This is a genomic window from Brevibacterium ravenspurgense (assembly GCF_001584615.1).
Classification (GTDB): Bacteria; Actinomycetota; Actinomycetes; order Actinomycetales; family Brevibacteriaceae; genus Brevibacterium; species Brevibacterium ravenspurgense.
In genome coordinates this window covers 139,072-153,200 of record NZ_LQQC01000008.1, presented here as the reverse complement: position 1 = coordinate 153,200, position 14,129 = coordinate 139,072, and the positions used below count along the sequence as shown (strand labels likewise).

Below are 14,129 nucleotides of genomic sequence, written 5' to 3'. Positions count from 1 at the left end.
ACAGTGGGCGGCTACCATTGCAGTGCATACAGTCCCGTCGAACCTGTGAAGCTGAGAGTGCAAGAGAACACCCCCTTCGGCTCGCGCCGCATTGCCGCCATCGTCCCGTGCCACAACGAAGAGCTGACCGTCGGCAAAGTCATCTCTGACCTGCGTGCCGCCCTGCCCGGAGCTGACATCTACGTCTACGCCAACAACTGCTCCGACAACACAGCCGAAGTCGCACGGGAAGCGGGCGCAATCGTGCGCTTTGAAAACCGTCCCGGCAAGGGCAATGTCATCCGGCGGGCTTTCGCGGACGTCGACGCGGACATCTACCTGATCATCGACGGTGACGACACCTACGAAGCCGCCGACGCCCCCGGCATGGTGCAGACCATGATCGACGGCAACTACGACCACGTGCTCGGCGTGCGCACTCCCGCTGACTCAACGGCCTACCGACCGGGGCACGAACGCGGCAACCGTGCATTCAACGTGCTGACCAGCTGGATGTTCCGCGACAACGTCACCGACATGCTGTCCGGATTCCGCGTGTTCTCACGCAGATTCGTCAAATCCTTCCCCGCGGTCAGCCGCCACTTTGAAATCGAAACCGAACTGACGGTGCACACCATGTCGCTGCGACTGCCCAACACGGAATACCCCGTGGGCTTCCGCGACCGTCCCGAAGGCAGCTTCTCGAAGCTGTCCACCTTCAAAGACGGCTTCAGGATCCTGTGGCTCATCACCCAGCTGACAGCCCACGAAAGGCCGCGCCTGTTCTACGGCGGACTGACAGCGCTGTTCGCACTCATTTCGCTGCTCCTGGGAATCCCCGTGGTGTGGGAGTTCTTCCAAACCGGCTACGTACCCCGCCTGCCCACTGCGCTGCTGTCAGCCGGCTGCATGATCCTTGCGTTCCTCATGGGCTCCGTGGGAATCATCATGGACGGCGTGCGTCGCGCTCGCCGCGAAACCTCACGCCTGCACTACCTGGCACTGCCGGCACCTGGAAATGAGTGACGGTCGGCGCAGCTCGCTGATAAAAGAGGCGCTGCAGTTCCTGACCGTCGGCGGTGTCAGCTACATCGTCGATGTTGGGCTCTCCAACCTCTTGGTGTACGGCCTGTGGGCGGTGCCCGCACTGCTGCACGACGGCCCCATCAAAGCGAAGGTCATTTCGACCATCGCGTCGGTCATTGTGGCCTGGATGGGCAACAAACTGTGGACCTACGGTGACAGAGAAACAGGTTCGAACCTGCGCGGCTTTGTGCTGTTCGTCCTGGTCAATGGAGCCGGCATGATCATCACCGTGCTGCCGCTGGCCTTCACCTGGTACGTGCTGGGCCTGCACGGGCCCATCGCCTACAACATCTCAACGAACATCGTCGGCATCGCCCTGGCTATGGCGTTCCGCTTCTACGCCTACCGCACCTGGGTTTTTCGCGACACCCGTGAGGTTGTCGACGAGACTGCGGCCTAACCGGTACACGCTGACCACCTGCTTGGGAGCGTGCGCTCGCAGCTCCGCACGCAGAGTCGGCCACGACTGAATCGAATCGCGGGTCTTCCGGCCATCGAGTTCGTAGTTCTCCGACCGGCGAGCCAAGCAGGCCAGCTGCTGGGTGAGTTCCTCACTGGGCTTCTGGAAGTAGTTCTCCTCAAGCCATGCCGGGTCGGGGTGACGGAACCTACCTGCGGCAAGATCGTCAAAGCTGCCGATGAGATTCGAACCGGCGAAAACCTCGTTGAGCATGTCCCGGCTGACGCCGAAGTCGCCGATGATGAAAGTCCGCAGACCCCTGTCCAAGGACTCCAGTGCCGCGGTTGATGACACCGTGACAAGTGCGGCTCCGTCTGTGAGGAAATCCGCCATCGGCCCAACCTCAACCTGCAGGTCATCCGGCCCAACAGCGCCTTCGGCAATGAGCTCCGACAGGATCTCAATGTAGGTGTGCTGTTCGTGGTGGGTTTCGTGTTCACCGGGACGGCTGCGGACCTTGATGATGACAGGAACACCGAGCTGCTTACCGGCACGCGCAAGCTCCAGCAGAACCATGCGGCGCTGACTGCGCTCTTCGGGAACCTTCGCCTGCGGGGCAAACACAATACGGTTCGGCGGAGTGCCGTCAGCAAACTGCGGCTGCGGAGCGCCCACGGACTTCAACATGGGCAGGCGCCCCACCCACACATCGACCGGCAGACCCAAACGCCGGTTGACCTCGCGGTACAGGCGGCGCTCGTGTTCAGAATGGGCGATGAAAGCATCCCCGCGACGGCGGTAGCGCTGTCCCTTGACGGTCGCCGGAAGACCCACGCCGGGAAGGCCCGACACCAAACCGGGCCGGCGTGGCAGGCGAGCAGCAGTGGAATACACCGTCTGGACGACAGGGCCAGTAGCCGCTGCCAGCACCACGTCAGGGCTGACAGCCGACAGCTCACCCTCCAAACGCGACACTGGAATCACGGGAACTTCGGCTTCCGCCCTCGAAGTTCCGGCCACCGCGTTGGCAATCTGCTCACCGGTGGGCTGAATGGGGGATTCGACAATCCACAGGTCCGTCTCAAAACTGTCATCGAAGCCGTCGAGCATCGCGGCCGCCCACTTGAGATACGACTCGCTGTCGCAGACAGCGACAAGCCGGTGGCGCCTCGTACCCTGAGAATCGAGCATCCGACCGGGTGAGAGAGCAGACTGTGCGTTGAGTTCTCGGCGCAGGGAGTCCGGGGCAGACGTTTCCCACCAGGCACGCGGGATCTCCGTGATGTGGATTTCGGGGGAGTCCATGACCAGCGGCAGAGTCTGGACAGCCGTTGACGGCAGCGAATACACCGGGGTGTGCGCAGGGAACGGTGCCAAGCGCAATTCGAGCGGTGTGCCCGATTCCACCACCGTGATGCCAGGCAAGGAGTCGAGAACAGCGAGTTCGTCGGCCGTCTGGCGGCGGTGAGCAAAGAACAGGGCGGGCTGCTGTGCGCCGATCTCGGCGGTCCAGTCGATGAGAGCCTGCTGATTGATCAGCCCATCGGCGGCAAGGGCCGTGCCCACAATAACCGCACGGTCGGTGGGAGCGTCAGGGGCGGTGGCTTCCAAACACGTGCGCACCTGCGCAAAGGAATGGCGGATGAGTGTCCCACCGGCTGCCGTGAAGCGCTGCGGCAAAGATTCATCCGGTGTCAGCGCGCTGAACCACGAAAGCCGGCCCAACTTGAGCGCACCGCGCAGCACCGCGGCGGCGGCATGGCCGAGGGCAGTGCGGCGGACAGTCGGTTTGACGCGGGCGCGGACGAGCGCCTGACGGGTGGGGCTCAAGATCAGGCGAATAGCGCGGACCGTGGCAAAGCCGTCGTCGAGAACCGTAATGTGCGGCAGGCCACCCGGGCGGACCGCGCATTCGGCCAACAGCCGCTGGATCCTGCCCGACAGGGGGTCACCCAGAAGCAGATGATCAGCCTGTGCAGCCTGCGCGGGGGAGGGGAAACCCGAATGCAGCAGACAGTCATCCGGCAGCAGTCCCGCCGGCAGGTTGCCTGCGAACGCCGCCAGCGAGGGGCTGTCTTCGCGTATGCAGACCACCACGTCATTTCTGTGCTGAACAGCGTGCAGAGCTTCCAGCCCTGACAACAGCTGCAGAGGTGATTCAGCCAGAATGTACGTTCCTGCCACGCAGTATCCTCCTAGGTGTGCGGCCCAGTACTGACTGTGAGAGCACCGGGATGCGCTGTGAGATTATGGGCCCAGCGTGAATCAAACAGATGACCGGAAGGTAAACACATGGCAGTGATGGTGACCGGCGGTGCCGGCTACATCGGTTCGCACGTAGTACGCCTGCTGCAGCAGCGCGGCGATGACGTGGTCATCGTCGACGACATGTCCAACGGTGTGCGCTCGCGTGTCGAAGGGCTCCCAATTGTCGAAGTTGACCTTGCATCCTCGCAGGCGCCCGACGTGCTGCGCGGAGTGTTCGCAGAGTACAGCGTTGACTCCGTCATCCACTTTGCTGCGAAGAAGCAAGTGGGCGAATCCGTTGAGCGCCCACTGTGGTACTACCAGCAGAACGTGGGAGGACTCACCAACCTGCTGCAGGCCATGGAAGACGCCCACATTGAAACGCTCGTTTTTTCGTCATCGGCCGCCGTCTACGGCATGCCCGATGTCGACATGGTGCGAGAAACAACCGACTGTCATCCCATCAACCCCTACGGCTACACCAAGCTGATCGGCGAATGGCTCATTGACGCCCAAATGGCCGCCGGCCGCCTGTCCGCTGTGAAGCTGCGCTACTTCAACGTTGCCGGCGCCGGATGGCCCGACCTTGCCGACACCGCGGTCATGAACCTCATCCCGATCGTGCTCAATCGTTTCGCTCAGGGACAGCAACCGGTGGTCTTCGGTGACGACTACAGCACCCCCGACGGCACGTGCATCCGCGACTACATTCACGTGGCCGACCTTGCGGAAGCCCATATTTCCGCACTCGATTACCTCAAGGGCGGCAATATCCGCGGAACATCGTTCAACGTGGGCACAGGAACGGGCGCTTCTGTCCTTGAAGTCATCGATGCCGTTGGCAAGGCACTCGGAGAAGACCTCGAGCCCATCATGGCCGACCGTCGTGCCGGCGATCCGCCACAGCTCATTGCTGACCCCGCCGCCATCAACGCCGACCTGGCATGGAAAGCGCAGTTCACCCTCGACGACATAGCGCGCAGTGCGGTCGAAAGCCGCGCTCGGTGACCTCTGCGCGCACTGGTAACCCCGCCGCTGAGGCGCCCCTCAACCGGCGACATCGTCTGATCCTGGCCGCATCTGCGGTCATCGGCGCACTGCTGGCCTGGCTGCTGTATGCCGCGATGGCCCCCGGCGGTTTCACCAAGGACACCGTTTTTCAGCTGGAGCAGGCTAGGCGGGTTCTTCCCCTCAACGACTGGCACCCCATAGCCATGACCTGGACGTGGCAGTGGCTCATTGACCTCACTGGGACCATCAACTCGATGCTCGTCCTGCAGGTATCTGCTGCCTGGGTCTGTGCTGTGCTGACCTCCTACTACCTGCTGAAAGTTTCGCGGCGCGGGTGGAGCGCCCTGGCCGGTCTGTTCATCCTTTTTCTGCCCAACACCGTCAACCTCGTCGGAGTCGTGTGGAAAGATACCCACTTGGGCCTGGCACTGTACTTCGCGGTCATCCTCATGCTGCTTATACCGGTGGTGCCGAGGCTTCGCTGGGTATTCGCGGTGCTGGCTTTCGGAGCCTTGGTCTACGCCGGGCTGGTGCGGAAGAATTCCGCGGTTGCCGTCCTGCCGATCATTGCGGTCATGGCGGTGTGGCTGCTGGTGCGTATGAAGAGCAAGAAGCCCGAGGGAGAAAAGCGCACGCTGTCCAAGCGGCGCAAACTGATTGCCGCGGTCGCGGCCGTTGTCGGCTTCGGCGCGGTGCTCATGGGTGTCGACACAGGCTTGAAAGCGGTGCTTAAGCCGACCGAGAACTCGCAGTACACGCAGGTGCTGCTTGACGACCTCATCTTTGCCGTGCCGCAGGCGGCCATTGACGGCGCAGATGCCCCCGCGGCGGAGAAGACGCGGCTGGCCCAGGCAAAAGCCACGTGCAGCAATAAGAATCGCGTGCGCCATGAAGACGGCAGGCCGGAGATCATCTGGGACGGATACTGGGCCTGCTACGGCAAGGGAGCGGAAGGCGCCTACACAGAAATCGAAGACCCGGAAGCCGTCACCAGCATTTGGAAGCAGACGGTGCCAAAGCACTTGGACAGCTACGTCGCATACCGGGCGCAGACCACCACGAAATTCCTCTTCACCTCGAAACTCGAGTTCGTTCGCGACCGCAACTTCGACTACCCCGCACAGTCGCAAGCACTTCGCTCATCCCTGCGCATCTACGTTGTCGACTTCGGCGTTGCCACTTTCCCGTGGCTCTACTTGGGCGCAACGGCACTGGGAATGTCAGCCGCCGGAATCGCTGTGGGTGCGAAGAAGAAACGCCGTTCGCTCGGCGCGCTGGCCATCTTCAGTTCTGCCGTTCTGTACCTCATGACCTACGTGCCCACCGCACCAGCTAATGACTACCGGTACGTTTTCTGGCCGTGGCTGGCCGCAATACTCGGCTGGCTCGTTCTGTGGGCCGAAGGCCAGGGACGACGCCGGGTGCGATGAGACAGCTCTCACACGGGCAGACGCCCGGGAGTTCACTGGTTTTGGAGGATCAGCCCGTACAGTTCTCCTGTGCCCAAAACCGCTGCCGAACCCCACGCTGCCCCTTTGCCCGCCGTGTCTGAACGTGCTCCTCTGAGCGCGGAGCACCGCCGGGTCATGGGCGTGCTCGCAGTCATCGGCACGGTGCTTGCCGGCCTCATCATCTTTGCCATGTACCCCGGCGGCATCAGCCCCGACGGGGTTTTCCAGGTTCGGCAGATTCGCGGCGAAGTCCCGTACAACGACTGGCAGCCGGTCTCGATGACCTGGACGTGGCACCAGCTGACCAACGTCTTCGGCACCGTCACGGCACTGCTGTGGGCACAGGTGTTCTTCGGCTGGGTGTGCGCACTGCTCACCAGCTACGTGCTGCTGAAGATCTCACGGCGCACCTGGGTTGCAGCCCTGGGCCTGTTCATGCTGTTCATGCCGAACATGGTCAACATCCTGGGTGTGTTCTACAAGGACGTGCAGCTGGCGCTCGCCCTGTACTTAGCTGTTCTCATGATGTTCCTGGTGCTGCTCCAGCCAAAGGGCCGCTGGGTGTGGGCCGCGCTGGCGTTCGGCAGCTTGGTGTACGCGGCACTCGTGCGCAAAAACTCCGCCGTTGCAGTGCTGCCCATTGTTGCGGTGTTCGTTCTGTGGTTCCTGCGGGCCCGCGGCAGCCGCGTCCGCGGCGAACTGGCCAAAGTCGGCGTCATTTCGATCATCGCCACCGGCGTTGTCGGCGGAACTGTGCTCGCAGCAGACAAAGCACTCGCCGCCGCCACCGGCGCCACGCAGAACTCGCAGTTCACCCAGGTGTTCATCGACGACATCGTCTTCGGCATGCCCGAAGAAGCGATCCGCAGCGCGGATGCTCCGCAGGCAGAAAAAGACCGCATCATGTTCGCCCGCGAAACGTGCAAAAAGCGCGAAGAACAAGAAGGCCGCGAAATCATCTGGGACGCCTACTGGAACTGTTACGGCCTGGGCGTCAACGGAGCGTACACAGAAGTTGAGGACCCCGACGCGGTGGTCGCCCTGTGGAAGGCAACTGTTCCACACCACCTGGGTGACTACGCCGAATACCGAGCTAAAACAACGTGGCGGTTCCTGACCAGCACCTCGTCCGTGGCATCCTCGGCCGTCCGGGGAGACCAGGTGGACCTGCCGCCCACCCACCCGAAAGCCAGGGACATCCACTCGGGCTACGTCTACGCGGCAGCCTACGGCTACATGCCGTTCATGTTCTTAGGAATAACGGCGTTCACCGCCAGCATTGCCGGTGTCGTCGTCAGCCTGCGCCACCGCACCCGGTCCCTGGGTGCGTTCGCCGTTTTCACCTCGATCATTCTGTACGTCCTGACCTATTTCCCCACCGCACCGGCCGACCTATACCGCTACAGCTACTGGCCGTTTGCCGGAGCGATGTTCGGCTGGCTGCTGATCGCCGCATCCCGCAGACACACCCGCAGGCTCCGCGCCGAAAAGAAGAACCGCGTCGCCAAACAGAGCCGCACTGAAAAGGACATCCAGCCAGTCGCGCACGATTCCGCCGCCGACTCTTATTAGTCTTAGAGTGCGAATCACACAGACAGCCAATTGACCGCCCACAGGCCGCCAAACGAACGAGGAGCCCATGCACCGTAGGTTTCGACCGGAAATCCAGATGCTGCGCGCACTGGCCGTCGTCACCGTGGTCGTCTACCACATCAACCCGGATTTCCTGCCGGGCGGATTCGTGGGCGTTGACGTCTTCTTCGTCATCTCCGGGTTCCTCATCACGGCGCACATGCTGCGCGAAGCCGAACGCACCCAAACGGTCAACCTGCTGACGTTCTGGGCCAACCGTGCCCGGCGCATCCTTCCGGCCGCGACCGTCGCCATTGTGATCACCGCCCTGGCATCCCTGTACTTCCTGCCGCGCAGCTCACTGTCCCAAGCGGCAATCGAAGGACTGTCTTCGGCGTTCTACGTGCAGAACTGGGCGCTGGCCATCAACTCTGTTGACTATCTGGGCGCGCAGAATTCGCCGTCACCGTTCCAGCACTTCTGGTCGCTCTCAATCGAAGAGCAGTTCTACATCATGTGGCCGCTGGCGGTGATTCTTGCCGTATGGATTGCGGGCCGGGCTGTCGCCCGCCACTCCCGAGGCGCCGTCCCCGGTGCCCTGCGCAAGATCGGCACTGGGGGTGCTCACCACGTGTCGCCCGAACAGCAGTTCCACAGGACGTTTCGGGTGGTTGTCGGCGTGCTCTTTGCCATCATCATCCTGGTGTCGTTCGTGTGGTCGGCAGTGCTGGTGGGGTCGGGGGACCCCACGGCGTACTTCGTCACACAGTCCCGCATCTGGGAGCTCGGCGCCGGTGGTCTGCTGGCCGTGGTCATGGTGGACACGGAGCGGTTCCCGCGCCTGCGCACGGTGATGGCGCTTACCGGTATTGCCGCAATTCTTGTGGCCTGCATTTTCTACACCGGCACGACACCTGCATTCCCGGGTGTCTCTGCGCTTCTGCCGGTTCTGGGCACGATGGCTGTCATTGCCGCCGGCCGCACCCAGGGCCTGGGGTCGCTCACCCCGATTGTCGATCTGAAAGCCGTGCAGAAGATCGGCAACTGGTCGTACTCGCTGTACCTGTGGCACTTCCCGCTGGTGGTGTTCTTCACCGCGCAGTTCGAACGTCACGCCAACACGATCGAAGGCACGGGTCTGCTGGTCTTCGCACTGGCGCTGGCCTACCTGAGCTTCAACTTTGTCGAAGAGCCGCTGCGCCGTAACGAAATGTTCAAGAAGCGCAGGTGGCTGACGGTCGAAGCCGCGGCAGTGTCCATGGTCGTTGCCGCGGTGGTGGCGCTTGTTCCGCAGTGGGCGGTCAACCGTGAATACGAACGGGTGCCCGAAGCACAGGAAAAGTACGACACTGTTGCAGACGATCAGGCCACGCAGAAACCTGAAGACGGTGAACCGCTGTTCGGGGCTCGGGCAATCAGCGATCCGCTGGAGTCGCTTGACCTGCCCATGCACGCGGAAGGGCAGAAGGACTACTTCCCCAAAGCGGTCGACCTCATTGAGGACCGTCCGAAGTTCCCCGAAAAGTGCCACCCGTATCCGAATAAAAAGGAATCGGACACCATCCGCGGTTGCACTGTGCTCAACCCGGAGGGATCAAAGGAACTGGCTGTCGTGGGGGACTCCCACGCGGCCCAGTGGGTGCCGGGACTGGAAAAAGCACTCGAAGGAGCAGACTGGAAACTGCAGGTGTATGCGAAAAACGCCTGCGGGCTGAACACCACCCCGCGCAATTACAAGAACGAAGGGCTCAACTGCGTCGAGCCGGTGAAGAAGCTCGTCAAACACCTTGTGGACGAAAAACCTGACAAGGTGCTCATCGCCAATCTGGACGTTGACGACTATGACGTTGAAGCCGCAGAAGAAGAAGGCCTGGCTGAGTCCGACGTTGTCGGCTACGACGGGTACATCGAAACGCTAAAGCCGCTGAAAGATGCTGGCATCGACGTCGTAGCGTTCGGCGACACTCCTGTTCCGCCGTTCAACATGGCCGACTGCATGGGCCTGAACGAAGCCGATCCGGCAGAGTGCAACTTCAAGCGCGAAGACCCCAAACCAGACGGTGCTGACCTCGCACTGAAAAAGGCTGCGGAGGACCTCGACATCCGCCGTTGGGATCCCACGCCCTATTTCTGCGGACAGTCCACAACATGCCCCGCCGTGGTCGGTTCCGTGGTTGTGTACCGCGACCAGGACCATATTTCGGCATCCTATTCAGAAACCTTGGCCGACTATGTGGCCAAGGCCCTGAAGATTGAGACGGACAAGAAGTGAACGCACGATCCCGGTGGGACCTGCTTCTGCTCGTGCTGACAGCATTCTGCACCGGGATCACTATCATCGGCTTCGGCACGGGACGTGCTGAGTTCGACATCATCGAACAGTTCAGACAGGTTGTCGGTCAGAGGCAGATGAGTGACTGGCACCCGCCGATCATTGCGGTTGTGTGGAAAGGCCTTTACGGGGCCACCGGTTGGATCGGTTCGCTGTTCGCGTTCTCGGTGATTCTGTATTTCTGCGGTGTGCTGCTCATTGCTCGGAGCGTTCACCGTCGGCTGGGCAGCAGAGTGGGATCGCTGGCGGTCATTGCTGTCTCTATCAGCCCGTGGGCATATAGCCAGATCAACACCCCGTGGAAGGACACGATTCTCACCGGTGCGTTGCTGACCGGATGCGGCTGTGCAATGCTCACCCGCCGCGGTACCCGGTCAAAGCGAACTGTGGTGCTTGCTCTTCTGACACTCGTTGTGCTCATCTTTGCGACACTGGTGCGCAAAAACGCCATTGCCGCTGTGGTCCCGATCTGCTTCTACTTGGCATGGCAATTGCGGCCGCTTGTTGAAGGAACGCTGCGGAAGCTGAGGGTGCGCCGTGGTGATGGGGCCGGTTCACGCAGGAAACGGTTCGTTAAGGGGATCGCAGGTGCCTTTGTGCTGATTTTTGTGGTCGGGGGAGGTGCAGTAGTCGCTGATGCCGGAATAGCAAAGGCATGGCACGTCAAAGAAACCCACCAGCATTACCAGGTGATGCTCGATGACGTCATGTTTTCGGTGCCCGAAGACGAGCTCAACAAGGCTGATGTTTCGCAGCAGCTGAAAGACCGCATCAATACATCGAGGGCTCGCTGCTATGAGCGAGGCGAATACTATGACGCCTACTGGAACTGCTTTGGCAAAGGAATCGGCGGTAGTTACCAGCCGATCGCTGTGGCTCATAGGGGCGGGCTGAAAAAACTGTGGCGCGAAAACGTCATCACGCACCCCGGTCGTTATATTTCCTACCGGTGGTCGGTGTATCGCTACTATCTGTCGCGTTCGATGCTGGAGTATCTGGAGCACCCCGTGCCGATTGCGCAGGAAACTGGGTTTGGGCTAGGTCCCGAGCCGTTTGAGCGGGCTGCAAAGACATATGTCCTGGACTTCGGCGTTGCGAAACTTGGGTTCACGTTCAAACCCTGGTTTTGGTTGGCTGCCTCCGTCCTAGTCGCTGCGCTGGGCCTGGTGTGCAGACAGGGCCGGGCAACTGTGCTCATGCTGACATCGTCAGCTTTCCTCTACATGGTCGCGTACTTTCCGGTGATTCCCGAAGCCCACTTCCGCTATACGCATTGGCCCGCAGTTGCTGTTTCCCTGGCCCTCGTCATCGCCCTAACCGGATTCTTCGGCCGCAAACGAGAGCGGCCCGCCGACAAGGTCGACGGGCCGCAGACGGGGCGCACCTCAGCGCTTTAAGGTCTTGACCGTGCTCTTCACCTGCTTGCGCAGCTTGCGGTACGGTGCGCGCAGAGGCGTCGGAAGGCGCTTTTCAACCTTGCCCGACGGTGACCATTTCCTTTTCGGCAAAGCTCCCGGAAGGTTGAGCTTGGTCAGCCTGCGCCTGCGGAAGTAGCCCAGATCCGTGTTGTGCTGAGCAGATTCCAGGAACGACTCAGCGTTTACGCGAAGGTGTGGAACCACCCTGGGGCGCGATGCGTAGGCAATTGCTTCGATCAGGCCCTGCAGACGCGCAACTTCCGTGGAGCTGAGCTCGCCGCTGGAACCGTCCATGATCGCATCACAGATGACTGCAGGAATGCGGTTGGAGTTCTCGAAGGGAGTAAGTGCGCTCAGCACTTTCTGGGTGCCAACCGCAACAGCGGGAATTCCATAGGCGGCGCGCGCTGTCGCAAGTGTTGTCGAGAAACAGCCGATCACGCAGGCTGGCGACAGATAAGCCAAAATCGCTTCGGCGATGACGGGACGGTCAAACACCGTGAACCCAAGGCCCAGCTTTTCAGCGGCTTCCCGCAGAGCGCTCACCGCAGCCGGTGGAGCCGCGGGGTGAGGTTTGAAGACTACGTGAGAGGCACCTCGGCGGTGTGCCTCCTCCAGCATTCTGACGTGCAGCCGGTCCTCTTCGTCATCGGTGAGGATGTCGAGGGAGGCCAGGTACTGGCCCACCACCAGAGCAGTGGAGTCTCCGGAGAGCGAGCCGAGTTCAGCATCGAGAACCGCCCGGACTGTCTCCAGGCTTTCAAGAACCACGGAACGGTACGCATCCCAACCCAACGGAACAGGAACAATTCCGTGCTCGCTCAAAAGAACCGGCTCGAGGCCTTCAACATAGGGCAGGTAGTGGAGCGAAGTCATACGCTGACCATTTGTCAGGTGCAGCTGATTGCGGGTTGCCGCATAGGACATGAGTCCATCCGCGTGAACCCGCTGAAAAGCGGTGTGAAAAACACGGCCAATCGCCACAGCAGGGTTGACCTGCGGAGATTCAACAATGAGCTCAAGTTCGGCATCACCCAAATCCCACCGCTCACGCAGCAGACGGTCCCACACGGGAAGCTCCGTGGCGTTTGGAGACCACGTGGAAGGATGAATGGGCGACAGTGTGGCGTTGAGATCAACCACGCGATCAAAGCGGCTCAGCGCTGGCTGCGCTTCCGGCAGTTCCCACAGCAGTGCGGCAGTTTCAGGGGCAAGCGAATGGTTCGAGACGACCAGGACGCGCTCGTCAACGGCGGGGAAGTCTTCCCGCACACGCTGCTGCACGGGCATCCCCTCAAGTGCGCTGTACGGCTGTCCAATCGGCAAAGACGCCACCTGCGGCAGCCAACCTGTGTCGTAGGCTCCATTGTCAATGCCCGCGGCCAGGGTGATCACCTGGGACATGGTGGAAACGAAGAACAGCTGCTTCATGCTGATGTCCTTTCTGCTTCCGGCAGATACCAGGAAATATGGGCCTGCCGCAGTTCGGTGCTGGTAGCGAAGACTTCGCTGAAAACGTCGCGAGGAATGCGTTGAGCTACCCGGCGGCCGCCGGCCCGAAGCGCCTCCTGCACCTCCTGAGGGATGTTCTGGACCGGCGGGAGGTCGCGCAGGTTCTTGGTGCTCTGAATGTTGCGGCGCTGTTCTTCCACCGCTGCCAAGAACATCTGCGAACGCCCGCGGCGACCAGTCATGCGGCGCTTAATCTGGTCAAGCACCGAAGCGTCTGAGCCAACAGCGCCTGTTTCGATCCCGAGCTCTGCGGCTGCCTGAGCATAGGCGACGGCTTGGACGTAGCGCTTGTGGTGATGCTCCATGAGGGCGAACAGGTTGCGGGCCGCCTTGGGGAAGAACGTGTGCCCTTCAGGATCCTTTTCCAGACGGTCGAAGATCAGGTCAAAAGCGTCCAGGAACATCAGTTGGCGTTCGTCCAGGATCTGAGTGAGTGAACCGCTGACATTGCGCCGGTACATGATGCCTGGGGCATCAACTACGGCAAATGATTCTGCGTCCAGGTGCAGACCCCAGATCCAGCTTCGGTCTTCGGCTGTCATGAAGTCTTTGGGAAAATACAGAAGGCCGGAATCGCGCAGGCGCTTGTGGAAGATCCCCGCCCACGCGTAGGGATAGTCGACCATGGAGCTGGTGTGAGCCGGAAGGACGCCTGTGCGAGGGTTGAGTGCGCGTCCGCGAACCGACATCGGAGCGCGCTTGAGGCCACGTCGATTCCCGGTGACGGTTGTGTGGTCGCAGCGAACAAAATCAACGTTCAGACTGTCCATTGCAGTGAGCATGGTGGCCAGGTGGTTCGGTGCCAGCCAGTCGTCTCCGTCAAGAAAGACGATGTATTCGCCCTCAGCCCGGTCGAGCCCCTGATTGCGGCCGTTCGCCAGGCCGACATTGGTTGGGTTCGTGATGACTTCGAAGTTGTCGAACTTCGCCCCGATCTCATTGAGGACCTGTGGAGTGTTGTCTGAGCTTCCGTCATCGATTGCGATGACCTGCAGTTCCGTCAGATCAATGGGATTGGGCTGCAGGGGGTGAGGCTCAGACTGCATGAGGATGGACCGGTAAGCCTGCGGCAGGTAGTGCGCACAGTCTTTTGCCGGAACGATAAGGGAAATCTTGGCCAT

General features: G+C 61.3%; 10 protein-coding genes. 7 read left to right on the top strand and 3 right to left on the bottom strand.

Features of this window, described 5'->3' with window-relative positions:
• The first annotated feature begins 45 nt into the window (after nucleotides 1-45).
• Together Bravens_RS03815 and Bravens_RS03810 are read left to right on the top strand one after the other, a co-directional pair.
• Nucleotides 46-1,005: a glycosyltransferase gene (locus tag Bravens_RS03815; RefSeq protein WP_244878110.1), complete on the top strand. Its 960-nt coding sequence runs from the start codon at nucleotides 46-48 to the stop codon at nucleotides 1,003-1,005.
• Nucleotides 998-1,465, top strand: a complete 468-nt coding sequence (locus Bravens_RS03810) for a GtrA family protein (RefSeq protein WP_062020446.1) — start codon at nucleotides 998-1,000, stop codon at nucleotides 1,463-1,465. Before Bravens_RS03815 ends, Bravens_RS03810 begins: the two co-directional genes overlap by 8 nt.
• Here Bravens_RS03810 and Bravens_RS03805 read toward each other — a convergent pair.
• Complete coding sequence (locus Bravens_RS03805; RefSeq protein WP_062020444.1) at nucleotides 1,358-3,649, bottom strand: DUF6716 putative glycosyltransferase; 2,292 nt, start codon at nucleotides 3,647-3,649, stop codon at nucleotides 1,358-1,360. The two genes, Bravens_RS03810 and Bravens_RS03805, sit on opposite strands and share 108 nt — an antisense overlap.
• A gap of 108 nt (nucleotides 3,650-3,757) precedes the next feature.
• Here Bravens_RS03805 and galE point away from each other — a divergent pair, with 108 nt between their 5' ends.
• From galE to Bravens_RS03780, 5 genes are all read left to right on the top strand, one after another.
• Nucleotides 3,758-4,720 carry a UDP-glucose 4-epimerase GalE gene (galE, locus tag Bravens_RS03800; protein ID WP_062020442.1) on the top strand — a complete coding sequence of 321 codons (963 nt, stop codon included), beginning with the start codon at nucleotides 3,758-3,760 and terminating at the stop codon, nucleotides 4,718-4,720.
• Nucleotides 4,717-6,153: a hypothetical protein gene (locus Bravens_RS03795; protein ID WP_062020440.1), complete on the top strand. Its 1,437-nt coding sequence runs from the start codon at nucleotides 4,717-4,719 to the stop codon at nucleotides 6,151-6,153. Before galE ends, Bravens_RS03795 begins: the two co-directional genes overlap by 4 nt.
• A 69-nt stretch (nucleotides 6,154-6,222) precedes the next feature.
• The gene (locus tag Bravens_RS03790) at nucleotides 6,223-7,746 is read left to right on the top strand and encodes a hypothetical protein (protein WP_062020438.1); all 1,524 of its coding nucleotides are present in this window, start codon (nucleotides 6,223-6,225) and stop codon (nucleotides 7,744-7,746) included.
• A 67-nt stretch (nucleotides 7,747-7,813) separates the two neighbouring features.
• On the top strand, nucleotides 7,814-10,018 hold the full coding sequence (locus Bravens_RS03785; protein WP_082791009.1) for an acyltransferase family protein: 2,205 nt from the start codon (nucleotides 7,814-7,816) through the stop codon (nucleotides 10,016-10,018).
• On the top strand, nucleotides 10,015-11,475 hold the full coding sequence (locus tag Bravens_RS03780) for a hypothetical protein (protein ID WP_062020434.1): 1,461 nt from the start codon (nucleotides 10,015-10,017) through the stop codon (nucleotides 11,473-11,475). The genes Bravens_RS03785 and Bravens_RS03780 overlap by 4 nt, the downstream gene beginning before the upstream one ends.
• Here Bravens_RS03780 and Bravens_RS03775 read toward each other — a convergent pair.
• Both Bravens_RS03775 and Bravens_RS03770 read right to left on the bottom strand, forming a co-directional pair.
• On the bottom strand, nucleotides 11,464-12,927 hold the full coding sequence (locus tag Bravens_RS03775) for a polysialyltransferase family glycosyltransferase (protein WP_062020432.1): 1,464 nt from the start codon (nucleotides 12,925-12,927) through the stop codon (nucleotides 11,464-11,466). The two genes, Bravens_RS03780 and Bravens_RS03775, sit on opposite strands and share 12 nt — an antisense overlap.
• Complete coding sequence (locus Bravens_RS03770; protein WP_062020430.1) at nucleotides 12,924-14,129, bottom strand: glycosyltransferase family 2 protein; 1,206 nt, start codon at nucleotides 14,127-14,129, stop codon at nucleotides 12,924-12,926. Before Bravens_RS03770 ends, Bravens_RS03775 begins: the two co-directional genes overlap by 4 nt.

Bases quoted from the DNA above. Each gene is read 5' to 3' on its own strand.
- Bravens_RS03770 (WP_062020430.1), bottom strand. From the start codon at position 14,129: ATGGCCAAGATTTCCCTTATCGTTCCGGCAAAAGACTGTGCGCACTAC.
- galE (WP_062020442.1), top strand. From the start codon at position 3,758: ATGGCAGTGATGGTGACCGGCGGTGCCGGCTACATCGGTTCGCACGTA.
- Bravens_RS03785 (WP_082791009.1), top strand. From the start codon at position 7,814: ATGCACCGTAGGTTTCGACCGGAAATCCAGATGCTGCGCGCACTGGCC.
- Bravens_RS03775 (WP_062020432.1), bottom strand. From the start codon at position 12,927: ATGAAGCAGCTGTTCTTCGTTTCCACCATGTCCCAGGTGATCACCCTG.
- Bravens_RS03810 (WP_062020446.1), top strand. From the start codon at position 998: ATGAGTGACGGTCGGCGCAGCTCGCTGATAAAAGAGGCGCTGCAGTTC.